General features: G+C 29.5%; 23 protein-coding genes and 2 riboswitches. Of the genes, 9 read left to right on the plus strand and 14 right to left on the minus strand.

Annotated features, from left to right (window positions below; translation table 11 throughout):
* Position 1: 1 nt before the first annotated feature.
* The 5 genes from B3R94_RS11975 to B3R94_RS11995 form a co-directional block, all read right to left on the minus strand.
* A complete protein-coding gene (locus B3R94_RS11975; protein WP_260391972.1) occupies positions 2–535 on the minus strand; it encodes a dienelactone hydrolase family protein in 534 nt (177 codons plus the stop codon).
* A 28-nt stretch (positions 536–563) separates the two neighbouring features.
* Positions 564–1,091: a hypothetical protein gene (locus B3R94_RS11980; RefSeq protein WP_125349515.1), complete on the minus strand. Its 528-nt coding sequence runs from the start codon at positions 1,089–1,091 to the stop codon at positions 564–566.
* A gap of 25 nt (positions 1,092–1,116) precedes the next feature.
* Positions 1,117–2,769, minus strand: coding sequence for an alpha/beta hydrolase-fold protein (locus B3R94_RS11985; protein WP_125349514.1), 1,653 nt, complete (start codon positions 2,767–2,769; stop codon positions 1,117–1,119).
* Positions 2,770–2,831: 62 nt separating this feature from the next.
* A complete protein-coding gene (locus tag B3R94_RS11990; RefSeq protein ID WP_291101056.1) occupies positions 2,832–3,635 on the minus strand; it encodes a helix-turn-helix domain-containing protein in 804 nt (267 codons plus the stop codon).
* A gap of 16 nt (positions 3,636–3,651) precedes the next feature.
* Positions 3,652–3,954 (minus strand): hypothetical protein, encoded by a 303-nt coding sequence (locus B3R94_RS11995; RefSeq protein ID WP_286473452.1) that lies wholly within the window; start codon positions 3,952–3,954, stop codon positions 3,652–3,654.
* Between the two features lie 169 nt (positions 3,955–4,123).
* On the opposite strand from B3R94_RS11995, the gene B3R94_RS12000 reads away from it, so the two are divergent.
* The 3 genes from B3R94_RS12000 to B3R94_RS12010 all read left to right on the plus strand — a co-directional run bounded on the left by B3R94_RS12000 (position 4,124) and on the right by B3R94_RS12010 (position 6,433).
* Entirely contained in the window at positions 4,124–4,963 is an 840-nt protein-coding gene (locus tag B3R94_RS12000) for an aldo/keto reductase (protein ID WP_291066774.1), read from the plus strand.
* A 124-nt stretch (positions 4,964–5,087) separates the two neighbouring features.
* On the plus strand, positions 5,088–6,182 hold the full coding sequence (locus B3R94_RS12005; protein WP_291101058.1) for a hypothetical protein: 1,095 nt from the start codon (positions 5,088–5,090) through the stop codon (positions 6,180–6,182).
* The gene (locus tag B3R94_RS12010) at positions 6,170–6,433 is read left to right on the plus strand and encodes a hypothetical protein (protein WP_291101061.1); all 264 of its coding nucleotides are present in this window, start codon (positions 6,170–6,172) and stop codon (positions 6,431–6,433) included. The genes B3R94_RS12005 and B3R94_RS12010 overlap by 13 nt, the downstream gene beginning before the upstream one ends.
* 247 nt (positions 6,434–6,680) lie before the next feature.
* On the opposite strand, the gene B3R94_RS12015 is transcribed toward B3R94_RS12010, so the two are convergent.
* From B3R94_RS12015 to B3R94_RS12025, 3 genes are all read right to left on the minus strand, one after another.
* Complete coding sequence (locus tag B3R94_RS12015) at positions 6,681–8,747, minus strand: protein-disulfide reductase DsbD family protein (protein ID WP_291101064.1); 2,067 nt, start codon at positions 8,745–8,747, stop codon at positions 6,681–6,683.
* Positions 8,741–10,048, minus strand: a complete 1,308-nt coding sequence (tilS, locus tag B3R94_RS12020; protein WP_291101067.1) for a tRNA lysidine(34) synthetase TilS — start codon at positions 10,046–10,048, stop codon at positions 8,741–8,743. Before tilS ends, B3R94_RS12015 begins: the two co-directional genes overlap by 7 nt.
* A 111-nt stretch (positions 10,049–10,159) precedes the next feature.
* Positions 10,160–10,567 carry an RrF2 family transcriptional regulator gene (locus B3R94_RS12025; RefSeq protein WP_038334449.1) on the minus strand — a complete coding sequence of 136 codons (408 nt, stop codon included), beginning with the start codon at positions 10,565–10,567 and terminating at the stop codon, positions 10,160–10,162.
* Positions 10,568–10,937: 370 nt separating this feature from the next.
* Between B3R94_RS12025 and B3R94_RS12030 the strand changes: the two genes are divergently transcribed.
* On the plus strand, positions 10,938–11,372 hold the full coding sequence (locus B3R94_RS12030) for a hypothetical protein (protein WP_291101070.1): 435 nt from the start codon (positions 10,938–10,940) through the stop codon (positions 11,370–11,372).
* A 4-nt stretch (positions 11,373–11,376) separates the two neighbouring features.
* On the opposite strand, the gene B3R94_RS12035 is transcribed toward B3R94_RS12030, so the two are convergent.
* From B3R94_RS12035 to B3R94_RS12045, 3 genes are all read right to left on the minus strand, one after another.
* Positions 11,377–12,015 carry a LysE family transporter gene (locus B3R94_RS12035; protein ID WP_291062864.1) on the minus strand — a complete coding sequence of 213 codons (639 nt, stop codon included), beginning with the start codon at positions 12,013–12,015 and terminating at the stop codon, positions 11,377–11,379.
* Positions 12,016–12,097: 82 nt separating this feature from the next.
* Entirely contained in the window at positions 12,098–12,829 is a 732-nt protein-coding gene (locus B3R94_RS12040) for an alpha/beta hydrolase (protein ID WP_291101073.1), read from the minus strand.
* 105 nt (positions 12,830–12,934) lie between these two features.
* Complete coding sequence (locus tag B3R94_RS12045) at positions 12,935–15,556, minus strand: valine--tRNA ligase (RefSeq protein ID WP_291101076.1); 2,622 nt, start codon at positions 15,554–15,556, stop codon at positions 12,935–12,937.
* Positions 15,557–15,727: 171 nt separating this feature from the next.
* Between B3R94_RS12045 and B3R94_RS12050 the strand changes: the two genes are divergently transcribed.
* Positions 15,728–16,093 (plus strand): DUF1573 domain-containing protein, encoded by a 366-nt coding sequence (locus B3R94_RS12050; protein ID WP_221857201.1) that lies wholly within the window; start codon positions 15,728–15,730, stop codon positions 16,091–16,093.
* A 12-nt stretch (positions 16,094–16,105) separates the two neighbouring features.
* Here B3R94_RS12050 and B3R94_RS12055 read toward each other — a convergent pair whose 3' ends face one another.
* Together B3R94_RS12055 and B3R94_RS12060 are read right to left on the minus strand one after the other, a co-directional pair.
* On the minus strand, positions 16,106–17,707 hold the full coding sequence (locus B3R94_RS12055; protein ID WP_407933553.1) for an LIC_10190 family membrane protein: 1,602 nt from the start codon (positions 17,705–17,707) through the stop codon (positions 16,106–16,108).
* Positions 17,707–18,363 (minus strand): metal-dependent transcriptional regulator, encoded by a 657-nt coding sequence (locus B3R94_RS12060; protein WP_291101084.1) that lies wholly within the window; start codon positions 18,361–18,363, stop codon positions 17,707–17,709. The genes B3R94_RS12055 and B3R94_RS12060 overlap by 1 nt, the downstream gene beginning before the upstream one ends.
* A gap of 106 nt (positions 18,364–18,469) precedes the next feature.
* Between B3R94_RS12060 and B3R94_RS12065 the strand changes: the two genes are divergently transcribed.
* Positions 18,470–20,524, plus strand: coding sequence for a TonB-dependent receptor plug domain-containing protein (locus tag B3R94_RS12065; protein WP_291101088.1), 2,055 nt, complete (start codon positions 18,470–18,472; stop codon positions 20,522–20,524).
* Entirely contained in the window at positions 20,524–20,970 is a 447-nt protein-coding gene (locus B3R94_RS12070) for a thioredoxin fold domain-containing protein (RefSeq protein ID WP_291101091.1), read from the plus strand. The genes B3R94_RS12065 and B3R94_RS12070 overlap by 1 nt, the downstream gene beginning before the upstream one ends.
* 56 nt (positions 20,971–21,026) lie before the next feature.
* Here B3R94_RS12070 and B3R94_RS12075 read toward each other — a convergent pair whose 3' ends face one another.
* Positions 21,027–22,208 (minus strand): homoserine dehydrogenase, encoded by a 1,182-nt coding sequence (locus B3R94_RS12075; RefSeq protein ID WP_291101094.1) that lies wholly within the window; start codon positions 22,206–22,208, stop codon positions 21,027–21,029.
* Between the two features lie 127 nt (positions 22,209–22,335).
* Positions 22,336–22,434, minus strand: a riboswitch (SAM riboswitch).
* A gap of 445 nt (positions 22,435–22,879) precedes the next feature.
* A riboswitch (SAM riboswitch) is annotated at positions 22,880–22,978 on the plus strand.
* 43 nt (positions 22,979–23,021) lie between these two features.
* Between B3R94_RS12075 and B3R94_RS12080 the strand changes: the two genes are divergently transcribed.
* Both B3R94_RS12080 and metH read left to right on the plus strand, forming a co-directional pair.
* The gene (locus B3R94_RS12080; RefSeq protein WP_180906737.1) at positions 23,022–24,020 is read left to right on the plus strand and encodes a homocysteine S-methyltransferase family protein; all 999 of its coding nucleotides are present in this window, start codon (positions 23,022–23,024) and stop codon (positions 24,018–24,020) included.
* On the plus strand, positions 24,008–26,671 hold the full coding sequence (metH, locus tag B3R94_RS12085) for a methionine synthase (RefSeq protein ID WP_291101099.1): 2,664 nt from the start codon (positions 24,008–24,010) through the stop codon (positions 26,669–26,671). The genes B3R94_RS12080 and metH overlap by 13 nt, the downstream gene beginning before the upstream one ends.
* Positions 26,672–26,865 lie beyond the last annotated feature (194 nt).

Here is a 26,865-nt window from a genome sequence, read left to right on the forward strand (position 1 = left end):
TTTATTCCATTATTAATTTATCTAATAAGTTTTTCATTATTTCTGTTCCGTTTTCTTGGTAAACAAAACCATGATTACCCTTTTCTAATGATTCTAAATGCCAATTTTTGTTATGTTTTTTTAAATAAATTGATTCCACTTCCTCAAATTTAAAAACGTTGTCATCTTTAGCATTCAACATATAAAAAGGTTTTTTGATTTTAGAAAAGTCAATCTCTTCAATTTTTAATTTTGGATCTGCAGAAAAAGCATAAAAACCTTTAAACAAATTCGAATGATTTGTTGCAAACCAAAAAGTTGCTGAACCGCCATTTGACATTCCTCCAAGATAAATTTCTTTCTTGTTTATAGAATATTTTTTTTCAACTTCTTTTACAATCGATAAGACATTTTCAAAAGCTTTTTTTCCAAATGGATACAGAATAATAGCATTGTATTCATCTGCCAAAGAAAATATAGATTCTTGCTCTATTTGATAATTATTATGAGTAAAATTTTCTGTACTCACCACTCCTCCATGCAAATAAACAATCATTCTTGAAGGCTTTTTAGACGAATAACTTTTAGGAATTAAAACCAAATAAGGAACTTTGATAGAATCTACATTGTTTGTATATAAAGCAAATCCTGCATTTGGCTGATCTGTTTTTATTTTTTACTCTATTGTTACTTATACTTTTTAACCAATCTACATTTAATTTTTCTTCACGAAGTTCTTTTTCTTTTAACTTCTCTTTCATCACAGAAACTAAATTATTCCATTTAGGATCAGAATAAATCTTAGAAAAATTTTCATCATTAGAAAGATAATCAACTTCTTCTTTGGTAGAACCTAAACCTTTTTGAACTCCCATTTCTAACCAATCTAATGCTTGATTTGGTTTATTACAATTTACTGACGAGATTGCTCCATAATAAAAATCATAAGGGTTTCGATTTTCATTATTCAGAATTTGTTCAAAAATTTTATGTGCTTCACAATATTTTTTATCTTTTAACAATTCTTGAAGTATAATTGTTTTTTCCTCATAAGATTGAGCATTAATAAAAGTAAACAAAAAGAATATAATTAGTAAGAATATTTTTTTCATAATCATGTTTTTTTAGTGATGTTAATTATAATTCAAAATCAATATAATTAATCCAAACTTGTACTTTATCCATATTTTTATTGAAATTTTCTTTCATAAAAGATGGATTGTAATCTACTTTTTGACTGTATATCAATTTATTATTAGCATAGACTTTTAATTTTTTGTTCAGATTAATCATTTCAGGAGAAATATATAATCGAAATGATTTTACAGAAGATGTTTCAATATCAAATCTATTTTTGGAATAATTTACTTTGATTAAACCTGATTCACGAGGAAAATTAAAAGCCATTTTATCCACATCTTTTATTTGTAGACTATCATTATCATCATATTCTAACCATTTAGTTATTTTGAAATTATAGTTTTTTTGCCACTCTTTTTTAGATGAAATTGTATCCAGTTTTGTGATTTCTATCCAATCAACTTTTCCGTATTTCACATCATCTGTTTCCCAAATTAATTTATTCGGAAATGGATTTCTTTTTCTATTCAACAAATCATCAAACAAAATTTTATACGCAGGCTCTGAACCATTAAATTCTGGAAACCAATGCGGATAACCATTGTATCGATAATCTTTATAATCAATATGTAATGATTGCATCAATGCAGTTAAATCATCATTAGCTTGTGGTGGAAAATAATAATCTAAATCAGTAGAGAAATTTATATAAGAACGATTCAATGCATTTTGAATAAATGTTCCTCCTGTTCTTACAATTGGCTGCGTATTAAAGCCATAAAAACCTGCAAAATAAGTTGGTTGTTTTACTAAATAATTAAACGAACCAGTTGCTCCATTAGAATGTCCCGTTAAAAACATTTTATTATCATCTACATTAATTGTTGATTTTATTTGTCGAACAATTTCTGGAACCATATAAAATCCTTTTTCTGTCATCCAATTATAACGTTTATCAGCTTTAGGAAAAACTAAAATAAAATCATTCTGATCCGCATATTTAGTATAAAATCTATTCCAACCTTTCAAATCTTCATCAGTAGAAAATTTTTCAAATTCACTGAAAAATACAGCTCCATGAAGGAAGATAAGCATAGGATATTTTCTTTCTGGGTTATAATTTTTAGGTAAATGAATAAAATAAGATGACTTTAAAGTATCATTAATTGGAAAGAAAATAGAATAATTTTGTTCTTTTTTCGGTAAATAAGATGAAGAATTTTTCAAACTTTTATAAAGTTTTTTCTTATCTTTAATCTCTAAATTTGTTGATTTCTTAATTCTAAAAAACTCATCATTTGTCAATTGAATACTGTCATAAAATCTTTTAGATTTTTTATTTGAGGTTACTTCTAAATTCTGCCAACGTTTATCATTTAATAGATTTTTGAATTTCACTTTCGAATCTTTATCTAAAATAAAATACCAACCTGGGTATAGTTTCGGATTTCTCTGAATTAACTTTTCTAAAAAATAAAATGTTTGATTTGCTTGACCAATTATGTTAGAAAGTTCAGCCGCATCATATAAATCAAAATTATTGATACTGTCTTTATGTAGATTGAATGCTTTTGTATAATAATCTAAAGCTAATTCCTTCTTGTCTTCTTCAACTAACTTTTCAGCTTTTGAAATTAAACTAGAATATGTTTCTTGACTAAAAATTTGTGTGGATAGAAATAAGATAAGTATAAAGATATAATTTTTCATGGGTTGAATTTTGTGTAAAAATACCATCAACACCCCTAATAAACTTGTAAAATTGGGACATTTTAATCTTTATAAAATCTCCAAAAAGTATCTTCCTCTCCTATTAATTCTCCATTTTTATAAAATTGATTGGGTGATTCAGAAACAAATTTTTTATACAAACGATTAAAATGAGATTGATCCGTAAAATTTAATTTATGTGCAATCGACGTAAATGTCTCATCAGGATTATGTAACAATTTCTCTTCGATAGTTTTTCTAAATAAAACGATTTCATGAAAATTTTTAATGGAAACTCCAATATTTTCTTTGAAAACTCTATTGATATGTTTTCGACTAAAACCTAAATAATCAGCAAGTTGATTAACTGTAAAATCATCATAATGTTTAAAAATATAATCTATTGAATTTTCTATAATTACATTTTCAATTCTACTTATTTTATTCAATAAAATAGGCTCAATTATAGAAACAAATTCCTCAGATTTTATATGATTAAACAAATGATTACACTCTTCTTCATCAAAAAAGTTTAAATCATCTATAATACTTGAAAAATCTATATTAGTCAGAAATTGATTAATTCCAAAAGGTTTAAAAACCATTACAAAACGTTCAACAGAACCAATTTGTTGAATCTGTAAAACATCTGATCTTAATGGAGTAAAAATTTGAAGAGGAATTCCATTTTGTTTGTAAACAGAATTCCCCTTTATATATTGATGCGATTTATAAACTGAAATCGTATTGTTATAATGAGGAAAGCAATCGTATATAGTTAATGTATTATCATGTTTAATATCAACATAATAATAATCAATATACTTTTTTAAAACTTCTTTAGTAGGTTTAAATGTTGTGAACATTACTCTAAATAATCACCTACTTCAACAGCACATTGTCTTCTAATTCTTGCTTAGAAATTTGAAAATGTTTGTCAAATTCTTGCTCAAAAGATTCTAAATCCATTGTAATTTCCCAATCACCAAATTCATTTTCGAACAAATCAGTCATATGTTCTTTCAAATCTTCTAATTTTTGTTGAATAAATTCATTTTGCTGAATTTCTTCCTCTTCTTTTTTATCTAATACAACTTGTTGATTGATTTTTTTCAGAATCAAAGCATTGATAAATTCTTCATGCGTATTCATAAAATCCTCAATCGTACCTGTAAATTGTGTCATTTTTTTATATTTTTTCCATTCACATTTCGAGAATAAATATAGAACTATTTTATTAACAAACAATTAAATTTAAGATTTCTATAAATGAGTTTTAACAGAAGAATTAACGTCTACTAATTATTGAAATTGGTTGTTTTGAGATAAATTTGAATATATAAATATTGAAAAAATGGAAAACTTTAAACTATCAAACGGAATCGAAATTCCTGCAATCGGATTTGGAACATGGTTATTAGAAGGTGAAAAAGTTACAGAACCTCTAAAAATAGCGCTAGAAAAAGGATATACTCATATTGACACAGCAGCAATCTACAAAAATGAAAAAGAAATTGGCGCTGTTCTCAAAGCTGAAAATGTAGATCGTAGCAAATTATTTATAACGTCTAAATGTTGGAATACTGAGCGTGGTTACGAAAAAGCAATGGCTGCATTTGAGCAAACTTTAGCTGATTTACAGACTGATTATTTAGATTTATATTTGATTCATTGGCCTGCAAATGAAACGCAATTTCCTGATACTTGGGCAGAATTGAATGCTGGAACTTGGCGAGCTTTCGAGGAAATTTACAAATCTGGAAAAGCAAAAGCGATTGGTGTAAGTAATTTTAATATCAATCATTTAGAAGCTTTATTTGAAACGGCTGAAATCAAACCAATGGTTAATCAAATTGAGATTCATCCAGGACATTCGCAACCAGAATTAGTCGATTTTTGTAAACAACACGATTTGTTGGTTGAAGCATGGAGTCCACTAGGTTCAGGAAGAATTTTAGAGAACGAATTAATTGTTTCTTTGTCGGATAAATACAATGTTTCGGTTGGTCAAATTTGTATAAATTATTGTTTGGCGAAAGAAATTTTACCACTTCCTCGCTCCTCTTCAGAAAAAAATATTGAAGCGAATTTCACTTCAAATAATTTTAAATTGAGCACAGAAGATGTAAAAGCGATTGATGAAATGCCAGCTGATGGTTTTTCAGGATTGAATCCTTCAATGGTTGAATTTTAACAAGTTAAACAAATTCATTAAAATAAATTTTAAAAACCTCTGTTTTACAGAGGTTTTTTTCGTTTTAAATCTTCAAAAAATCAATACTTTTACTTTTTTAAATGATAAAATAAAATTATTCGATATGAGCCAAAATCCTGAAAATCTATTCAAAACTTATTTTGATCAAACCCTTGAAAGATGTGGTTTTGATGAAGATTTGAAAGCTGGTATTTTATTTTTTTTAGGTGAAAGTATTATTGCTGCGAACACTAATCAATTGATGAATATGTTTGTGGAAGAAGAAAAAATTCAACAAGAATTTCGTCGTTTGTTTACGTTGTATGCTACGCCAAATACTGACATCAATCCTTTTGAAGCTTTAGACACAGCACCAATCAAGCAAATTATTTATACATACAACGAAATTTATGTTAATGTAATTAGAAAGAAATCATTTGATTTTGATAAAGTTATCAATGATAATTTAAAGTCTGAGTTTAAGTTAGATTTTATTAAAGAATTTGAAAATAAACAATATAAATTAGTTACAAATCATAATTTAAATACTTCTTTTTTCAAACAAATTGGAGCGTATCTTAATCAGTTTGAATTGAGTTATGAGGATATTTATTTGGCTGGAATTAATTATTATCAAACGAATCAGAAAGTAGATTTTGAAGGAATAAATGTGTTGAATCTAAACATTATTGATAGTTTTTCGCCGTTGTACACAACATTGTTTCATTATCCATTATTGTACACATATTATCCAGCAAATCTGAACGCAAACCATTTGTTTAGTTCAATTTTGCAGTTCCTTTATTTACATACCAACACGGATATTGCGAAACATATTCACGCTTTTCACAATCATATTTTTTATGAAAATAACCCGAGAAGAGTTCGTAAAGGTTGGGAATTTGAAGAATTGGAACGTGGCGTTTTGATTTCGCAAACTTTTCATAATGCATTAAATATTCGTAAATCTCCAATTTTCGGAACTCGTGCAGACTTTTTAGCTTCGGATAATTATTTATTAAATGAATTGAAAGATCAAAATATTCCGTTAGAGAATTTTAAAGCCTTGATGACTAAAACAATTGAAGAATATTACGAGGCAGATATTGATGAAGTGGTTGCTGGAAAGCTAAATCATGCTGAATTTTTACAATTATTAGCGATTATTTTCTACGAAACTTCTGCTAATGCAATGATTATTAAATCATGGAAAAACTAACAATTAATCAAGAAAATAGAATCAAATTAGAAGAACATTTTGGTGAACTTTTGCCAAGATTACCTTTTGAAATAGTTTCATTTTACGAATCGAGTAATTCTTGGGAAGGACAAATTGAATATAATTTGAATTTGAAAACGGGAGAATTGACGTACAATACTATCGAAAATGTAAAACATCAAATCGAAATTTCGCCTGAAATGATGCAACGCATCGAAAGTGAAATTATCTTGATGTTAGAAAATTTATAAACTAATATTTTAAAATCTCACATTTGTGAGATTTTTTTTTCCTATTCATCCAATCCATCCAACTATTAATCTGTGTTTTGCTGATAAAAATAGCTTGTTCAGTTTCTGATTTTGTTTGAAGATGAATTTCAATTTTACTTAAATGAATATAAAATAAAAACAGTAGCAACTTGTTAGCTACTACTGTTTAATTTATGTATTTAATCTCTGAAAAATTGTATATATTTTTCAGGACGGGACAAAATAATTATTTCGCTTTATACTTCTCGATTCCATCTTGTAACCATTTTAAGTAAACTTCTACATCAAGTTCAGCTTCTAAAGGTTTAGAAAAACGATTCAAATCTTTATCAACCAAAATATAATAAGGTTGAGCATTTGCATTGAAATGTTCAATCTCGAAAGAAGTCCATTTGTTCCCAACCGTTTTCAAATTACGATCTAATGCTTTCGAAAATACTTTTTGATCTTCTGGTAATTCTTTTGCCTCGTCAACATATAAAGAAACTAAAACAACATCTTCAGCCAAAATTTTCTTCACACGCTCATCACTCCAAACACGTTCTTCAACTTTACGACAGTTTGCACACGCATGCCCAGTGAAATCTAACAACATTGGTTTTCCAACTTTCGTTGCGAAAGCCGCAGCCTGATCGAAATCTTTGAATGCAGGAATTCCATGAGGTCCAGCAACCATATTAGGATCATCAAATTTAGCTGTCGCTTGTTCACCGCCTACACCTTCGTGGAAACCTCGAGGCGCTTCAGAATAAGTCATTGGAGGTGTTAAACCACTTAGTAATTTTAATGGTCCACCCCATAAACCTGGAATCATATAAATCGCAAATGATACTGAAACCAATGCAAATAACATTCTCGGAACGCCAATTGTTTGTACAGGAGAGTCTAATTCTAATCTAAATTTACCTAAAAGATATAATCCTAAGAAGATAAAAATTGCAATCCAAAATGCTAAGAAAATTTCTCTTGGCAACCAATTCATTTGCCAAACTAAATCAGCATTTGATAAGAATTTTAAGGCAAAAGCTAATTCAATAAACCCTAAAGAAACTTTGATTGTATTTAACCATCCTCCAGATTTTGGCATTGAATTTAACCATCCTGGGAACATCGCAAACAATGTAAATGGAATCGCTAATGCTAAAGAGAAGCCAAACATTCCTACGATTAATGAATAATAGTTTCCTCCTTGCGTAGCTTGAACTAATAACGAACCAATAATTGGTCCTGTACAAGAGAATGATACTAATGCTAACGTGAATGCCATAAAGAAGATTCCAATTAATCCGCCTTTATCAGCACCTTTATCAGCTGCATTTACCCATTTACTTGGTAATGTTAATTCAAAAGCACCAAAGAATGAAATTGCAAATACAATAAAAATAGCAAAAAACGTTAAATTTACCCACGGATTTGTTGACATTTCATTTAGAACAGATGGTCCAAAAATAACTGTCGCCAATAAACCTAATGCAACATAAATAACAATGATTGATAATCCATAAATAAAGGCTTTTCCAACTCCTTCTCCTTTCGATTTACTTTGTTTTGTAAACATACTTACTGTCAAAGGAATCATTGGGAAAATACAAGGCATTAATAGCGCTGCCAATCCTCCTAAAAATCCTAAAGAAAAGATTTTCAATAAACCATTATCTTTCTTTTCGTTATCTGCTAATAAAGAATCATCAACTTTTTTGATTGTATCTTGTGTTGCCGCAACAACTGCTGTAGAATCTTCTTGAACAGAATCCTGCGTAATTTCAGTTACTGCTACTGTATCTTTTGCTTCTGTAGCATCTGCTGGCTTCGCCTCTTCTTTCGTTTCTTCAACTTTTGCAGACGGCGTTAATTTTATTGTTCCGCTTGTTTCATCTGGTGGCAAACAACGTTCAGCATCACACATCTGAAATTCGATTGTGTATGATACATTTACAGGTTTATCACCCGAAACTTTTACTTTTTGAACAAATTTTACTTGATTTTCGTAATATTTTTCATCTTGTTCAAAAATTTGGCTGTATTTATCTATACGTTTTCCTACTTCTCGCGCACCTCCAACTAATTTTGCATTTGCAGCTGGTTTAAATGATGCACTTGCTGGAATTCCAATTCCTCCATCAGGATGTTTCATTGAATAAAGGTGCCAACCTTTATCAATTTTTCCTGTTACCTCGATTTCAAACTCATTCTGTCCAACCTCCTTCACCGAACTCGACCATTTTGCAGGACTAAATAACTGTGCGTTGACTAAAATTGGAAACAAAAAAAGTATCCAAAGTTTCTTTAACATACTGTAATGTTTAAAAAGTTTTTACTTGTTTCTGTCGTTTTGAAACGTTCATCCAAACGATGATTTACCACCCAAATAATTTGATCTTTTTGGTCACAAAGCAACCAAACCTTCTCTTTTTCTAACTTAGAAAGTTTCAAATCTTTCATAAACTTACTCAACAATTTTTTTTGACCTTTCATTCCAATTGGATAAAAGAAATCTCCCTCTTTCACTTTTCTAAGTTTAAGCGGAAATAAAATTGATGTAAAGTCTACTATTTCAGTAGCGTTTTCGTGTGGATTTATCGATTTCACGAACTTCAAATTTAACGAATTCATTTCAATTAACTCATCAAAAATCGTTAATTCATCTTCATTTTCTTCTTCTATTTTTTGCAACAACAAATTTTCTCGATTTTTAATTAATCGATAAGTTGCTGATTTTATTTCACTTCCCGTTTCTGCATCCAAAAATTTTAAAATTTCTTTGCTCGACGAAAATCCATATTTTTCGAACAAATAATGTAAAAATGTTTCTAATGGTTGAAGTTTTTTTAATGCTGAAATTTCAATTTCAATCGGATTATCTCCTGAGAATAAATCACTTCTAACTTCTCCAACTTTATTTTGTACAATTTGATAATTATCATTGATATGATTTAAACTTGACAAAAAATTCTCATCAAATTGCGGATGAAGCTCTTTTAGAATTGGTGTAATGTGATGACGAATCTTATTTCTAGTATAATCATCCGTCGCATTCGTATAATCTTCTCGCCAATTTATTTCATTTGATTTTGCATATTCCAACAAATCATTTTTTGTAAAATTTAAAAGTGGACGAAAGATTTTTCCATTATCAATTTGCATTCCAACCAAACCTTTCAAACCTGTTCCACGAGAAAGATTAATCAAAAAAGTTTCAATATTATCATCCAAATGATGTGCTGTCACCAAAATATCCAAACGATTTTGTTGTTGAACTTGCTCAAACCACTCATAACGCAAATTTCGGCAAGCCATTTCGACCGAATAATTTCCTGTTTTTTGATAAGCCGTAACATCAAAACGAACTGAATGAAATGGAATATTATATTTTCCGCAATATTCTGTCACAAACATTTCATCACCATTTGCGTCTTCTTCACGTAACTGAAAATTACAATGCGCGACCTGAAAATTTGCAGTAGTTTGACGAAATAAATCTAACAAAACCATACTATCAATTCCTCCACTAATCGCCAATAAATAACGATGTGTAGAAAAAGAATGTTGCTCTAAAAGTTGCTTAAACTCTTGTTGTATAGATTTATTTTTCATGAAATATAAATGTTCGAAATTAGGAAGAATTCTCGAAAAAGAGTTATACTTTTATTCTTCGTTCTTATAAAATTTTCCAATAAAAAAGCCTGAAAAACTCAGGCTAAAGATTTATTTTAAACTTTCTAAAGATTTATTTTCAAGAATTTCTAAAGTCGAATCTCTCAATTCAACCATCACTTTATTCAATGTGCAAACGCCTTCGTTAGGGCAATCATCACATTTTTCGTAGTAATTTTTACTTACACAAGGCAAAAGCGCTATCGGTCCTTCTAAAACACGAATCAAAGAAGCTAAACTGATATCTTTCGCATCTCGCGCCAAATAATATCCACCTCCTTTTCCTTGTTTTGAATTGACGAAACCTAACTTTTTTAAATCCAATAAAATAGCTTCCAAGAATTTTTTCGGAATAACTTCTGTTTCAGAAATTTGTCCGATTAAAACTGGTTTGTTACTTTCTTGTCTAGCCAAATGAGCCATCGCTTTTAGTCCGTATTTTGTCTTTTTTGATAACAATTCTATAAGATTTAACTACAAAAATAACGTTGATTGTCGTATAAAACAAATATAAAATTAAATCGTTGAACCGAGATTTAAAAATATTTCATCAAAAAATCAATTACCTTTTGAGTTGTAGAATTATAAGGATAATTGAGAAATTTTGATGGCGCTAAAAAACGATTAACTTTTAAAATCGGTTTCATATATGAAAAACTCTTTCTAAATATATTTTTCGCTAATAAACAGCAAGATGACGAATATTTGCTTTATTCTTACATTGCTTATCATAAATCTCATCTATTTTCGTTTTAAAATCTGGCACATGAAAAATTTTGAACGTTAATTTACCACTATTTTGAGTATTTTTAATCCCAAAAAGCAACAAATGAAAAATAATCTTACTTTGATTGACAAATTAAATCACATCAAAAATTTATTTATTATTGGTAAAAGTGATGGTAATTTGAATGAAAAAGAGATTCAAATTATCTCTGATATTGCCAAATTTCATGAGCTTTCTGCCAAAGATGTAAGTTATATTTTGAACGAAAACACGAAGTTTGATTTTACGTTGCCAAAAACCTTTACTGATCGACTTTCTTTGTTGTATGACGCTGTTTTATTAATGGTTGTTGATTTGAATATTCATCAAAATGAAAAAGCAATTTGTATTGATTTAGCTAAAAAATTTGAATTTAATCCTCAAATTATTGATGAGTTAATTGAGGATATTTTGAGTTATATTTTAGAAGGTAAAGAATGCGATGAAGTGATGGAATATTTGGTTAAATACTCGCATCCAAAGCAAAATTTGAATTAAATTTTTATTGAAAAAGCTGATAAATCGTTAACAAAGAAATCACACTCGTCACTCCTCCAATTACATAGTTGATATTCTTTAAAATAAATGAATCTTCTTCTGATTTTGAGTTAAAAAATTTCAGATATAGACCAAAAATAATCATCGAACCAACTACAACTCCTAAAGCAAAAACTGAGCTGTTTGGCTGTCCAAAAACATTAACATTATACGAAACCAATGTTGCGCTTAAAAACACATAAAAAGGTATTGGAAAAACATTTATAGCGGATAACAATAACCCATAGATGAATTTATTTTTTTGTTTTACATCATCTTGTTTTTTTAGTTTTTTATTCTTCTTTTTTTGATCTTGTTTCTTGGCAAAAAAGAGAAAATAAATCGTAATAATTACAAAAACAGCTAATCCAACTTCCCTAAAAATTTTGGTAACTTCTTTATTAAAATCAATAAATTTTGCTAGAAAAATTGCCAAATAAACCTGAATTGCAATCGTAACCGCTGTTCCTGACATAAAAGTATATGCACTTTTAGTTCCTGCTTGTTTCCCAATTTTCACCACCGTCATATTCAACAATCCAGGAATGGATGATCCAATAAAAGCTGTGAAAATTCCAATTAAAAGTAGTTCTAAATACTGCATTAATTCTTTTTAAAAAGGTTTGCAAATTTAGACAAACTTGTTGGAGAAACCTATTGAAGTCAAATGAATCATTCAAAAAATATTACTTAAACGTCCATATTAAGGCTGATTCTATAGATGAATTGAAAATTGTAAAATGATTTTGCGAAGGATCATGTAAATAATTCCAATTTGATTTCAAGTTATCTTTTTCGCGTAATTTTTCTACAAATTGATCTGTAAACTTTGAAATTGAAATAGTTTTAGAACTTGAAATCCAAATCTTTTTATTTTCTAATAGATTAAAATCAAATTTTTCAAAATAAGAATCAAACAATTCGTGGTTATTCCACCAAAGCGAAGGATCAATTGCGATATAAGAATCAAAATAATGCGAAAAATAAAACAATATATCCATTACCAATAATCCGCCTAAAGACTCACCAACAATAGTTTTCGAATTATTTGTATAGTAATTTTTCGAAATATAAGGAAGTAATTCTAATACAATAAATTTCTCAAAATATTCTGCATTTCCATATTCTGGAACCCATTTTTTATCTTTTGCAATGTATGTATTTCTTGTAAAATCTAAATTTCGATTAATATTTTCAATTCCTACAATCATCAATGGTTGAATATGATTTGATATAATTAACTCATCAATTAGTTTTGATATTTGCTTAAATTTTTCATTAATTCCGCCATCTAATAAATACAAAACAGGCAAACTTTCATTTATAAAACGCTCTGGTATCCAAACAAAAATATTTCTTTCTTGGTTTAAAAAATCAGAATACAACTTTTTCTTTTTGTAATTTAATTCGCTTGACATTTATACTTTTTTGAGGCTTTATTAAAGTTAATCAAAAAAAATCAATAAAAAAACCACTCCAAAATTTGGAGTGGTTTTTCATATATTTTAAAAATTAAATTAAAATTACAAAGCTTGTAACTGCTCTTCAATTTGAGCAATTTTAGATAATGCATCAGCCTCTTTTTTACGTTCTGCATTAATCACTTGTTCTGGCGCACCAGCAACAAATTTTTCGTTTGATAATTTTTTACGAACCGAGTTTAAGAAACCTTGGTTGTAATCCAACTCTTTTTGTAATTTCTCACGCTCAGCTTCAATATCGATATTATCAGACATCGGAACCATAAATTCTAACGTACCAACACGGAAAGCAAAACCTTTTTCTGGTTTATCACCTGTATTGAAATTAGAAACATTTCCTAATTTAGAGAACACATCTACATAAATTTCATTCGCAGCTTGAGCATCAGCAAAAACTTCTAATGCTTCTTTTGGTGACATTCCTTTTTCTGAACGTAATCCACGAATAGCAGTTGTTGCTTCTTTTGTATTTTCAAAATTCTTGATAATCTCTTCATTGAAAGATGTTACTTCAGGATATTTAGAAATAATTAAGGCTTCGTTTTCTGTTCTTTCAGCAATTAAATGCCAAATTTCTTCTGTTAAGAAAGGCATAAATGGATGTAAAACTTTCAATACATTTTCTAAATAAGAAATTGTTGCTGCATAAGTTTTTGCATCAATTGGCTCACCAAAAGTAGGTTTAATTGCTTCTAAGTACCAAGAACAGAAATCATCCCAAATCAATTTATAAATTGCCATCAATGAATCAGATAAACGATATTGATCATAATTGTGTTCGATATCTGCTAATGCTTGTTGGAATTTATTTTCGAACCATTCAACCGCTTTTGTTTGAGCAGAAATTTGTTCTAAATCTTCTTTCACTTCCCAACCTTTTATTAGACGGAAAGCATTCCAAATTTTATTCGCAAAATTACGTCCTTGTAGACACAAATCAACATCGAAAGGTAAATCGTTCCCAGCAGGCGCTGTTAGCAACATTCCCATACGCGTAGCATCTGCACCATATTCGTTCATCAATTCGATTGGATCTGGTGAATTCCCTAACGATTTTGACATTTTACGCCCTTGTTTATCACGAACAATTCCTGTGAAATATACATTTTCGAAAGGTAATTCGTTACGATACTCATATCCAGCCACAATCATACGCGCAACCCAAAAGAAAATAATATCTGGACCAGTTACTAAATCTTGTGTTGGATAATAATAATTGATTTCTTCATTTTCTGGCTCATTGATTCCGTTGAAAACAGAAATTGGCCATAACCAAGAAGAAAACCAAGTATCTAACGCATCTTCGTCTTGACGTAAATCTTCGATTGTTAATGTAACATTTCCTGTTTTTTCCTGTGCTAATGGTAAAGCTTCTTCTTTTGTTAGAGCAACAACGAAATCTTCGTTTCCATCACCATAGAAAAATGCAGGAATTTGGTGTCCCCACCATAATTGACGAGAAATGTTCCAATCTGTTACATTTTCCATCCAATTACGATATGTATTTTTAAATTTCGCAGGATGAAATTTAATCGTATCATTCATTACATTTTCTAAAGCTGGTTTAGCTAAATCTGTCATTTTCAAGAACCATTGATTTGAAATTTTAGGCTCAATCACCGCTCCTGTTCTTTCAGATGTACCAACTTTATTATTATAATTTTCTACTTTTTCAAGTAAACCTTTTTCTTCTAATTCTTTCTCGATTTCTTTACGCGCTTTGAAACGATCTAATCCAGCATAATTTAATCCTAAATCATTTAATTTCGCATCATCCGTAAAAATATCAATAAAATCTAAGTTATGTTTTTTACCTAATTCGTAATCGTTCACATCGTGTGCAGGCGTAACTTTAAGACATCCTGTACCAAATTCGATGTCAACATATTCGTCTTCGATAATATTTACTTTACGACCAACGATTGGAACAATAACTTGTTTTCCTTTCAACCATTCATATCGCTCATCATTTGGATTGATACAAACTGCAGAGTCACCAAAAATTGTTTCAGGACGAGTTGTCGCCACAACAATATATTGATCAGTTCCGTCAACTTGATATTTTAAATGATATAATTTTCCATTTTTATCAACATGAATAACTTCTTCGTCAGAAATATTTGTCTTTGCTTCCGGATCCCAGTTTACCATACGGTATCCACGGTAAATTAATCCTTTATTATATAAATCAACAAAAACACGTTGAACAGATTCAGATAAATCTGGATCCATCGTAAATTTCGTACGATCCCAATCGCAAGAAGCTCCTAACTTTTTTAATTGGTCTAAAATAATTCCACCATGTTTATGCGTCCAATCCCAAGCGTGATTTAAAAATTCTTCACGACCAATATCAAATTTAGAAACACCTTCCTCTTTTAACTTCGCAACAACTTTCGCTTCAGTAGCAATTGAAGCATGGTCTGTACCTGGTACCCAACAAGCGTTAAATCCACGCATACGCGCACGACGAATTAAAACGTCTTGAATCGTATTATTTAACATATGTCCCATGTGCAAGACACCTGTTACATTTGGTGGTGGAATGACGATTGTGTAAGCTTTTCTTTCATCTGGAGTAGATTTAAAATACTTCTTCTCCATCCAGTATTCATACCATTTTCCTTCAACTTCCGTTGGCGTATATTTAGATGCGATTTCCATTATTTATATATGACTTAAAATAAATTTGGGCAAATTTACACAATCTGCCTTAAACTGCCTAGTATATTAAATATATATTATAAAATTGGAATGTTATTTGTAATAAATTCGAAAGTAATTTTATTTAAAGTAAAATTCTTTTGTACATTTGATTATAAATTAATTATCGTCATGAAAAAATTAATGTTTTTAGGTGCTTTTGCTTTAGGCGTTACAAGTTTATTTGCTCAAACACTTAGTTTAGAAAAAGAAGAAATTCAATTTGGAAATATAAAGTTGAATACTGAAGTAACAGCTAAGATGAAAGTAACCAACTCAGGTGATAAACCTTTAATTCTTAAAAGCGTTGTTGGATCTTGTGGATGTACAGTTCCTGAATATCCTACAACACCTATCGAACCAGGAAAATCTGCGGATATTACCATTAAATATTCAAGTGGAGGAGTTACTGGAGATTTTAATAAATCCGTAACAATCACATCTAACGATCCAGTTTCTTCTCGAAAAATTTTCAGAATAAAAGGAAAAGCAGAATAATAGTAAAGCAAGTTATTTAACTTGCTTTTTTTGTTCTTCTTTCAAAATGTTTAAAATCTTCTCTCTTTTTTTTCTGTCCATTTTTTCAAAATAAAAGCCTTTTTTTACATCAGTAGAATCAATTTGTTGTAGATAAATTTGATATTGTAGAAATTTTTCTAATTTGGTTTTACTTATATTTAAATTATTAATGTTCAATTCATTTTCTTTATAATTTCCTGGAATTAAAATTTGATCAAAATTTATACTTCTTATATAAGAAAATGATTTAATATTTTTGAAATAATCACCTTTAAAAATAGAAAATATTAAAATAAATGAAGTAATATATACAAATATTAAACTTAATAATTCTGAATATTTATTAAATATTTTTAAGTTAACTAATTTAAAAATAATTAATAAATCAATAATTAATACATCTAATAAAAATCTAAATTGATTAGAAAAAATTAATATTATTAATAATTTCACTATACAACAGAATATTAACGATTTTATAAAATAATTCTTTTTATAGAAGCCTATTAACAAATTGAAAATTGTTAAACAAATAATTAAAAGAAAAATTATTGTTCGAGAAGATGATTGAAAAAAAATAGCTTGAAAATATTCAGTTGTATTCATTCTAGCTACTTCTTCAAACGTAAACGAATCTTTAAGTGGAATAAATTTACCGTTCTGTGCAGATAATTCATATAAATGCTGTGGTGAAGCCCATTCCAAACCTTTTATTGAAGAAAATTCTAAAGGAAATAAAGGATTTGCTGAAACAATTATTCCTTTACAACAGAATAATAAAGCAATAAAAACGAGTAAAAATAAATTCTTATCTTTTAAACTCTTGTATTCTTTATTTCTTAGATATTCAATTCCAAAAAACAAAATTAAAATAATACTTATTGGTTTAATTACAAATAAAATAGTAGCGTAAAAAAGGTAATCAGATGCTTTATTTTTATAACGTAAATATTCATTGATTAATAGAATCGAAAGAACAAAAACAGGAAGATCTGGCGAAGGAGTATTTAGAAAAAATAAAAAAATGAGATTAAAAATGAGTAGTTTTTTCTGCTTCAATTCGAAAACATAGAGATTGAAGATTAAAAATATACAAAAATTCAATCGATAATAAATATCTAATGTTTCGTTAATCGAAGCTTGCAAAATATGCCAGAAACTATTTTGTGCCAAAACCCATTCAAAATTGGAAAGACCTTTTACAAAACCAGCAAAGTCTAACCATTTTATTGTTGGAATATAATAACCAAAATGATCTAAAATAAAAGGATATGTAACTGCAACCAACAATCCAACAAAAGTAAAAGCATAAAAATATCGCGATATATTTTTCAGTTTCAACAAACTTACTTTCACTTCGTTTCTATGATAAATTAACGATAAAATAGCAATTGAAATTAATACTACTTCGTATGTGAAGTTTAATGGAAGAAAAAATGCTACTAAAAAACTTATCAATCCTACTCCTATCATCCCATTTATAACTGTAAACGAAATAGTTGAGTTTATTCTAGGGAAAATTTTCTGAAATAAAAATCCAATCCCTAAAAAAAAGAGAAATAAGACGATTGATAAAAAAAACTGTAAAACCATTATTTACCTAACAATCTTGAAGTTACATGACTACTAAATGATTCAATTTCATTTGATTTTAGAAATTTAACTTTCATTGTTCCATCAAAATCTTCGACTGAAATGATTTCAATTTCATCATTCAAATGAATATTTTTTGAATTCAAATACTTCAAAAATTCATCCGAAGAACCAATAACAGCGCATATTTCTACTTTATCACCTTCTTTAAATTCGGCCAATTTTTTGTAATTGATAATTTCTATTTTTCCATTTTTATCTGGAATTGGAGAACCATGCGGATCTAATTTAGGAAAATTCAATAATTCGTCCATTTTATCGAAAAAAATTGGACTTTGAATATGTTCTATTTGCTCAGCAATTTCATGAACTTGTTCCCAACCAAATCCCATTTTATCTACCAAAAACATCTCTGTTAATCGGTGTTTTCTTACAATCAAAGAAGCTTTCAGAATTCCTTTATCAGATAACCGAAGTGGTTTATACGATTCATAAATCACCAATTCTTTTTCAGCTAATTTTTTCATCATACTGTTTACAGTAGGCATTTTTATTTCCAAATGCTTACTCAAATCCTTCACATTCACTTCTCCTTTCCCATTTTCAGAAAGATGAAATAATGCTTTTAGGTAATTTTCTTCGACCAATGAATTCATAGAAACAAATATAGTTGAAAATTAAGTAAAATTTAATAATTCATTTTTAATAATATTTTTGTTAGATTTGTCTAACTTTTTAATTTGATTATAAATTTTACTTGATATGAAAACAACATTTTATTTATTAATTGCTTTAACCTCCATTCTATCAAATGCTCAGGAACAAAAAGATTCTATTTTCGTGAAAGATCCTTCAGAAAATTTAGATGAGATTGTAGTTACAGGAACAATGAAAGCTGTAAGAAAATCTGATAGTCCAGTTCCAATTGAAATCTATACACCAAAGTTTTTTCAAAAAAATCCAACACCTTCATTATTTGACGCTGTACAATTAATAAATGGTGTTCAACCACAACTAAACTGTAATGTTTGTAACACAGGTGATATTCATATTAACGGAATGGAAGGTCCATATACCATGATTTTAATTGACGGAATGCCAATTGTTTCTTCTTTATCTACTGTTTATGGTTTGAGCGGAATTCCGAACTCTTTGGTAGAACGAATAGAAGTTGTAAAAGGACCAGCATCTTCCCTTTATGGAACAGAAGCCATGGGTGGTATAATTAATGTAATTACGAAATCTCCTAAATCTGCTCCAAAATTATCTTTGGATGCTTTTACAACTTCTTGGTTGGAAACCAATTTTGATGGAGGATACAAATACAATTTAGGAGAAAAGGTAAATAGTTTATTTGGTTTTAATTACTTTAAATATGGTAATAAGAAAGATAAAAATAACGACGGTTTTACGGATGTAACGTTACAAGATCGCATCACGTTATTCAATAAATTTGATTTTGAACGTCAAAAAAATAGAACAGCATCAGTTGCTTTACGTTATTTATACGAAGATAGATGGGGAGGTCAAATGAATTGGAAAAGAAAACTACACAGAGGAAGTGACGAAGTTTATGCCGAAAGTATTATGACAAATCGTTTTGAAGCGATAGGAATGTATCAATTACCTATAAAAGAAAAAATAATGACTCAATTTTCTTATAATTTTCATCAACAGAATTCATTTTATGGTCCAGAATCGTATCAAGGAAAACAACAAGTTGTTTTTGCTCAAGCTTATTGGGATAAAATAATTGGACAACATAGTTTACTTTTAGGAACTTCATTCAAGTATACTTATTACGATGATAACACAAGAGGGACTGGAGAATATGATGAAGATAATAATCTAATTAAGAATAACCCTATGAATACACCAATTCCTGGTATTTTTGTACAAGACGAATGGACATTAAACTCTGAAAATAAATTATTACTTGGTTATCGATTTGATTATGATAAAACACATAAAGGAATACATTCTCCAAGAGTAGCTTATAAATTTTCACCTTCATCTCATCATACTTTAAGAGCAAGTTTTGGTACAGGATTTCGTGTTGTAAATGTTTTCACAGAAGATCATCGTGCATTAACTGGAGCTAGACAAGTAGTTTTTGAAAATGAATTAAAACCTGAAAAATCATATAATGGAAATATTAATTATGTGTTCAAACTACCAACTTCTTTTGCAGCTCTAAATTTTGATTTCACAACATTCTATTCTTATTTCACAAACAAAATTATTGCTGATACAGATACTGACGAAACAAAGATTATCTATGACAATTTAGATGGACACGCAATATCTCAAGGAGTTTCTTTAAATATAGATGCAACATTTGACTTTCCTCTAAAAATAATGCTTGGCGCAACCTATATGGATGTTTACAAAAAAGAAAATGGCGAAAAAGAAGTTCAATATCACGCACCAAAATGGTCTGGAAATTTCTTAGCAAGTTATGCATTCAAAAAAGGTTTTACTATTGATTTAACCGCCAATTATAATGACAAAATGAAATTACCTCGCGTAGAAAATGATTATCGACCTGAATATTCAAAGCCAACTTTTATTGCCAATATTCAATTGAGTAAATCATTCAAAAATAATATTGAAATCTATGGTGGAGTAAAAAATATTTTTAATGTTTTACCAAAAGGCGATGTTATTGCTCGTTGGTGGGATCCATTCGGAGAACCAGGAAATGGCATTACTCCTCCTAAAGGAAGAAATGATGTTATTTTTGAGCCAAATGATTACAGCTACACACCTATGCAGGGAACAAGAGGTTTTATAGGTGTTCGATACAATTTACGTTAATGAAAATCTGGAACTTCATATTCATTTTATCATCATTGAATCTCCAAGCACAGATTTCATTAGAAAAATTTAATTCAATTTTTAATGAAAATCCTAAACCAATTCTGCTTTATTTTTCAACCAATTGGTGTAGTTACTGTATGATTCAAAAGAAACAATTAGAAAAAGATGATGAATTACTTCAAATTCTAAATAATGACATTTATTTTATTGAATTTGATGCAGAAACAAATGAATCTATTATTTTTTTAAACAAAAAATATGAACCTGAATCGAATAAAAAAACTCACCCATTTTTAGAAGAATTTATTGATAAAAACGAACAAATTAGTTATCCATATTGGGTTTTAATCTCTAAAGATTTTAAAATTGAAATGACTTATGCTGGATTAATTAAAAATAAACCACTAAAACTTTTATTGAAAAAGTATTTACAAAAACCTTAATTTTAGATTTACAAAAAAAGCCTCAATTAATATTGAGGCTTTTTAATCACAAAAATTTACTCAAACGCAATTATTGAAAGTTTTGGATTTTCAATAATCTCTTTTTGTTTGAGCTTTTCTATATCAATCACACCAACAATGTGATTGTAATTTTTACTTTGATAACGCTCTTCTATTTCATCAAAAATGCTTGAAACATCATCTGCTTGATTCTCAAAACCGATATAAATTCTCTTTTTTCCTGTTTGATTAAAAACTCCTTCTTCTTTATTTTCATATTTTCGAATCGAATATTGATAATCATATTTTAACGCAGAAATATCACTCAAAACAGCCGAAGAAGTTGGGAAACGCCCTGCTCCTTTTCCGTATAAAAATTGTTCATCCGAAAGCGAACTTCCAATCAAAACACCATTATATTCGTTGTTTACAAGCGCAATTGTTTTATTTAATTCAACAAAAGTTGGTAAAACTGTTGATGTAATTTCACCTGTTTGATGATTAATTTTAGAATTCGCAATCAACTTTATTGTATAATTTTTTTCTTTCGCGTATTTAAAATCTTCCACTTTCAATGAGGTAATTCCTTTTCGAATAACTTGCTCAACATCAATCTTTTTACCAAAAGCATGCAAGGTAATAATTGCTAATTTACTCGACGCATCAAAACCCTCCACATCAGCCGTTGGATCAGCTTCTGCAAAACCACTTTCTTGCGCTGCTTTTAAGGCATCTTGATACGACTCATTTTCATTTGCCATTTTCGTCAAAATGTAATTTGTTGTGCCATTTACAATTCCAGAAACATAATTCAATAAATCGTTATCAAAATATTCTTCTAAATTTCTAATAATCGGAACTGATCCACAAACAGATGCTTCATAAAGAAAAGAAACATTATTTTTTGCTTGCAAATCCAATAATTCTTTGTGATGATCGGCAATCAATTTTTTATTTGCACTTACCACATGTTTTCCTTTATTGAACGCTTTTATAATGATATCATGCGCCGCATCAGCATCCGAAATTAACTCAACAACAACATTTATTTCATCATCATTTAAAATATCATCCGCATTAGTCGAAAATAATTCAGACGGAGCATTTCTAGGTTTGGAATTATCTTTAATTACAATTTTTTTAATTGCAGCATTCAATTGTGGTTTTTCTTCTAAAACCTTGTAAATTCCTTCTCCTACAACTCCAAATCCGAACAATCCGATATTTATTTTTTTCATGTATTCTTTTGTTTTAATATTTTTTTATCAGAGAAAAGTGAAGAAAAAAAAATGGTTCAATCGCATAAAAACAATTGAACCATTTTGAATAAAGAATATTATTGAATGATTGGTTTACAGTAGTTTTTATTCATCTTTCCTATAAGGATGGATTTAGCACCTTGATTCGTTAATCAGGTTGCTAAAGTTTCTTTGGGCCATTTCCCTCCACTTTTCTTGATAAAATGTAAATTTTAATGAACTATTTCTGAGGACAAATTTAGGTGAAAGAATTCTATATATCCAAATTAATTTCATTGTTGTAATTTAATATTTTCCGTAATTAGTAATAAAAACATACAAATCATGAATTTTATTCTATAAATATAAATATGTAAAAATAATTTTCTAAAAAACACAATTAAAAGAAAAAACAAATCTTAATATTTTTTAATAAAAATAGGTTTTTATTAAAAATATTCTAAAAACAATTAGTTTTAACAATTGATTAAAATATTATTTCTTTAAAAATAGCATTTTAAAGAATAATTTTCTAAAATAAATTTCAAAAATGACCTATTAGAGATTTTGAACTATTTCAAACAAAAATTATTTCTATGAACCAAATTCTAAACTCGTTTTTTTCAATCTTGATTTTTTTATTTTCAATACTTTAAATAATTTTGCACATAGCTTTATAAAGAAAGATGGAGGGAATAGGCCCGTTGAAATCTTAGCAACCCAAAGTATAGTTGGGTGCTAAATCCTACTCAAATAGAGAAAGATAAGGACTCACCTCACACTTCTTCCCATAAAGCTTTTAAAATATTTAGAATGAAATTAGACGATATACTAAAAGAGCGTATTGTAATTTTAGATGGTGCGATGGGAACAATGATCCAAAAGCATAATTTACAAGAAGAAGATTATCGTGGAGAACGATTCAAGGATTTTCATACGTCTTTAAAAGGAAATAACGATTTATTGGTTTTAACGCAACCGCAAATTATCAAAGATATACACAGAGAATATTTGGCTGCTGGCGCGGATTTGATCGAAACAAATACGTTCAATGCCAATATTATTTCTATGGTTGATTATGATATGGTTGATTTGGTTGATGAATTAAATTACGAAGCCGTTCGTTTAGCGAAAGAAGCGTGTGAAGAGTTTTCTACGCCAGATAAACCTCGTTTTGTTGTTGGCTCTTTAGGTCCTACGAACAAAACTGCCTCTATTTCGCCACAAGTTAACGATCCAAGTTATCGCGATGTGGATTTTGATTTATTGGCAAATGTTTATTATCGTCAAGCAAAAACAATGTTAGAAGCTGGTGCCGATATTTTACTTGTTGAAACTATTTTTGATACTTTAAATGCAAAAGCTGCATTTTATGGAATTCAAGATGCGATAGAAAAAACAGGTATTAACGTTCCATTAATGGCTTCTGGTACAATTACAGATAAATCTGGACGTACGCTTTCTGGACAAACAACCGAAGCTTTCTTGATTTCATTAGAACATATTGATTTAATTTCAGTTGGATTAAATTGCGCTTTAGGTGCAACAGATTTGATTCCATATTTGGAAGTTTTAGCCGAAAAAGCTCCATTTTATGTGAGCGCATATCCAAATGCTGGTTTACCAAATGCTTTCGGTGGATACGATGAAACTCCTGAAATGATGCGAGATTTTATCAAACCCTTCTTGGATAAAAAATTGGTAAATATTTTAGGTGGATGTTGTGGAACTACACCAGATCATATCAAATTGATGGCAGATTTAGCAAAAGAATACGAACCTCGAAAAATTAATGTAGAATGTCAGGCGTAAAAATTCAACTTTCTGGATTAGAACCTTTAATTGTACGTGAAAATTCAAACTTTGTAAACGTTGGTGAACGTACAAATGTAACTGGTTCTAAAAAATTCTTGCGATTAATCAAAGAAGAAAAATTTGAAGAAGCACTTCAAGTTGCACGTGATCAAGTAGATGGTGGCGCGCAAATTATCGACATCAATATGGATGAAGGAATGCTTGATGGTGTTGCTTCTATGGTAAAATATTTGCGTTTGATTGCTTCTGAACCTGATATTTCGAAAGTGCCAATTATGATTGATTCTTCGAAATGGGAAATTATCGAAGCTGGTCTGAAAAATGTTCAAGGTAAAGCAATTGTGAACTCAATTTCTTTGAAAGAAGGAGAAGAATTATTTATTGAACATGCCAAAAAAATTAAGCGTTTTGGTGCTGCAACAGTGGTTATGGCGTTTGATGAAAAAGGTCAAGCAGATAATTATGAACGCCGAATCGAAATTGTAAAACGTTCGTATGATATTTTGGTGAATGAAGTAAATTTCAATCCAAGAGATATCATTTTTGATGTGAATATTTTCCCAGTTGCAACGGGAATGGACGAACATCGACGAAATGCCATCGATTTTTTTGATGCAACTAAATGGATCAAAGAAAATCTTCCTCATGCATTAGTTTCGGGTGGAGTTTCGAATGTTTCGTTTTCATTCCGTGGAAATAATGCGGTTCGTGAAGCGATGCATACGGCATTTTTGTATCATGCCATCAAACATGGAATGGATATGGGAATCGTCAATCCAGAAATGATTGAGATTTATGATGATATTCCAAAAGATTTATTAGAACACGTTGAAGATGTTCTATTAGATAGACGTGACGATGCAACAGAGCGTTTGATTGATTTTGCCGAACATCTAAAAGGTGTTACAAAAGAGAAAAAGAAAGATGATGCTTGGCGAGAATTACCTTTGGAAAAACGAATTGAAATTTCTTTAGTAAAAGGAATTACAGAATTTATTGACGAAGATACCGCCGAAGCTTTAGAAAAAATTGGTTCGCCTTTACGCGTTATCGAAGGTCCTTTGATGGATGGAATGAATGTCGTTGGAGATCTTTTCGGAAGTGGAAAAATGTTCTTACCACAGGTAGTTAAATCGGCGCGTGTAATGAAAAAATCTGTTGCTTATTTAACACCATTTTTAGAGGAAGAAAAACTTAGAAATAAAACAGATAAAGAGCCTTCTAAAATCTTAATGGCGACTGTAAAAGGTGATGTTCACGATATTGGAAAAAATATTGTTTCTGTCGTTTTAAGTTGTAACGGTTTCGAAATCATCGATTTAGGTGTAATGGTTTCTTCTGAAACGATTTTAGATGAAGCGCAAAAAAATAAGGTCGATGTGATTGGTCTTTCAGGATTGATCACGCCTTCGTTAGATGAGATGGTACATGTTGCCAAAGAAATGAAACGTCTTAATCTTGATATTCCATTGATGATTGGTGGTGCGACGACTTCTAAAGCGCATACAGCCGTTAAAATTGCACCAGAATATGATAAAGCTATTCATGTTTTAGATGCTTCTCGTTCGGTTACAATTTGTCAAAAATTGATTGGAAATCAACAAGCAGAATTGCTTACAGAAACAACTACTGATTATACAAAAATTAGAGAAGGTTTCTTAAATCGTGCTGTATCAAAAGAATATCTATCGATTGAAGATGCTCGAAAGAATAAATTAAAAGTTGATTTTGAAGAAAATAAACCTTTTAAACCAAATAAATTAGGTGTTTTCACGCATCAAACAACAGTTTCTGAATTAAGAGATTTTATCGATTGGACTCCATTTTTCAAAACATGGGATTTACACGGTAAATTTCCTGCAATTTTAGAAGATGAAATTGTTGGCACAAATGCCAAGGAATTATATGTCGATGCTTTATCAATGTTAAATAAAATCGAAACTGAGAATTTAGCAAAACCAAAAGCTGTTTTTGGACTTTTCAAAGCGAATACGGTAAACGATGACACGATTGAATTGTTTGATGAAAATGATAACAAAATCGAGGAATTCTATACACTTCGTCAACAAGCAAAAAAATCGAAAGAGCAACCAAATATTTCGATTGCTGATTTTATTGCGCCAAAAGATTCAGAAATTCAAGATTATATCGGAGCATTTGCTGTGACTGCTGGACAAGAAATTGAAGAAGTTGCCAAAGCTTACGAAACGAATTTAGATGATTACAATTCGATTATGGTAAAAGCAATTGCCGATCGTTTGGCTGAAGCTTATGCTGAATATTTGCACAAATATGTTCGTACAGAAGTTTGGGGCTATGCGAAAGATGAAACTTTATCGAATGATGAATTAATCTCAGAAAAATATAAAGGAATTCGTCCTGCTCCAGGTTATCCTGCTTGTCCTGATCATTTAGAAAAAGAAACAATTTTCAAGATTTTGGATGTAGAGAAAAATGCAGGAATTGAGTTAACAAGTTCGTTGGCGATGTATCCTGTTTCGTCTGTTTCGGGTTATTATTTTGGAAATCCAGAAGCAAAATATTTTGGAGTTGGAAAAATAAAAATGGATCAGGTTGAAGATTTTGCAAAACGTAAAAATATAGAACTCGATAAAGCTGAACGTTGGTTGAGTCCTAATTTGGCGTAAGGAATTGTACAATGTATTATGTAAAAAGTACATTGTGCTCTAGCTAAATGAAGAATCTCAGACTCCTCGACAAGCTCGGAATGACAGAAACCAAAGTCATTCTGAACTCGTTTCAGAATCGCACAAATTTAGATGAGTTGCTGATATAAATTTAGCAGGACAATACACGTAGAACAAAATTAAAAAAAGCGTTA

Origin of the sequence: Empedobacter sp. UBA7611, assembly GCF_002484365.1 — a bacterium.
In the GTDB taxonomy this organism is placed as follows: domain Bacteria; phylum Bacteroidota; class Bacteroidia; order Flavobacteriales; family Weeksellaceae; genus Empedobacter; species Empedobacter falsenii_B.

Excerpts from the sequence above, each read along its gene's own strand:
- B3R94_RS11975 (WP_260391972.1), bottom strand. The coding sequence starts at position 535 with ATGATTGTTTATTTGCATGGAGGAGTGGTGAGTACAGAAAATTTTACT.
- B3R94_RS11980 (WP_125349515.1), bottom strand. The coding sequence starts at position 1,091 with ATGAAAAAAATATTCTTACTAATTATATTCTTTTTGTTTACTTTTATT.
- B3R94_RS11985 (WP_125349514.1), bottom strand. The coding sequence starts at position 2,769 with ATGAAAAATTATATCTTTATACTTATCTTATTTCTATCCACACAAATT.
- B3R94_RS11990 (WP_291101056.1), bottom strand. The coding sequence starts at position 3,635 with ATGTTCACAACATTTAAACCTACTAAAGAAGTTTTAAAAAAGTATATT.
- B3R94_RS11995 (WP_286473452.1), bottom strand. The coding sequence starts at position 3,954 with ATGACACAATTTACAGGTACGATTGAGGATTTTATGAATACGCATGAA.
- B3R94_RS12000 (WP_291066774.1), top strand. The coding sequence starts at position 4,124 with ATGGAAAACTTTAAACTATCAAACGGAATCGAAATTCCTGCAATCGGA.
- B3R94_RS12005 (WP_291101058.1), top strand. The coding sequence starts at position 5,088 with ATGAGCCAAAATCCTGAAAATCTATTCAAAACTTATTTTGATCAAACC.
- B3R94_RS12010 (WP_291101061.1), top strand. The coding sequence starts at position 6,170 with ATGGAAAAACTAACAATTAATCAAGAAAATAGAATCAAATTAGAAGAA.
- B3R94_RS12015 (WP_291101064.1), bottom strand. The coding sequence starts at position 8,747 with ATGTTAAAGAAACTTTGGATACTTTTTTTGTTTCCAATTTTAGTCAAC.
- tilS (WP_291101067.1), bottom strand. The coding sequence starts at position 10,048 with ATGAAAAATAAATCTATACAACAAGAGTTTAAGCAACTTTTAGAGCAA.
- B3R94_RS12030 (WP_291101070.1), top strand. The coding sequence starts at position 10,938 with ATGAAAAATAATCTTACTTTGATTGACAAATTAAATCACATCAAAAAT.
- B3R94_RS12035 (WP_291062864.1), bottom strand. The coding sequence starts at position 12,015 with ATGCAGTATTTAGAACTACTTTTAATTGGAATTTTCACAGCTTTTATT.
- B3R94_RS12040 (WP_291101073.1), bottom strand. The coding sequence starts at position 12,829 with ATGTCAAGCGAATTAAATTACAAAAAGAAAAAGTTGTATTCTGATTTT.
- B3R94_RS12045 (WP_291101076.1), bottom strand. The coding sequence starts at position 15,556 with ATGGAAATCGCATCTAAATATACGCCAACGGAAGTTGAAGGAAAATGG.
- B3R94_RS12050 (WP_221857201.1), top strand. The coding sequence starts at position 15,728 with ATGAAAAAATTAATGTTTTTAGGTGCTTTTGCTTTAGGCGTTACAAGT.
- B3R94_RS12055 (WP_407933553.1), bottom strand. The coding sequence starts at position 17,707 with ATGGTTTTACAGTTTTTTTTATCAATCGTCTTATTTCTCTTTTTTTTA.
- B3R94_RS12060 (WP_291101084.1), bottom strand. The coding sequence starts at position 18,363 with ATGAATTCATTGGTCGAAGAAAATTACCTAAAAGCATTATTTCATCTT.
- B3R94_RS12065 (WP_291101088.1), top strand. The coding sequence starts at position 18,470 with ATGAAAACAACATTTTATTTATTAATTGCTTTAACCTCCATTCTATCA.
- B3R94_RS12070 (WP_291101091.1), top strand. The coding sequence starts at position 20,524 with ATGAAAATCTGGAACTTCATATTCATTTTATCATCATTGAATCTCCAA.
- B3R94_RS12075 (WP_291101094.1), bottom strand. The coding sequence starts at position 22,208 with ATGAAAAAAATAAATATCGGATTGTTCGGATTTGGAGTTGTAGGAGAA.
- B3R94_RS12080 (WP_180906737.1), top strand. The coding sequence starts at position 23,022 with ATGAAATTAGACGATATACTAAAAGAGCGTATTGTAATTTTAGATGGT.
- metH (WP_291101099.1), top strand. The coding sequence starts at position 24,008 with ATGTCAGGCGTAAAAATTCAACTTTCTGGATTAGAACCTTTAATTGTA.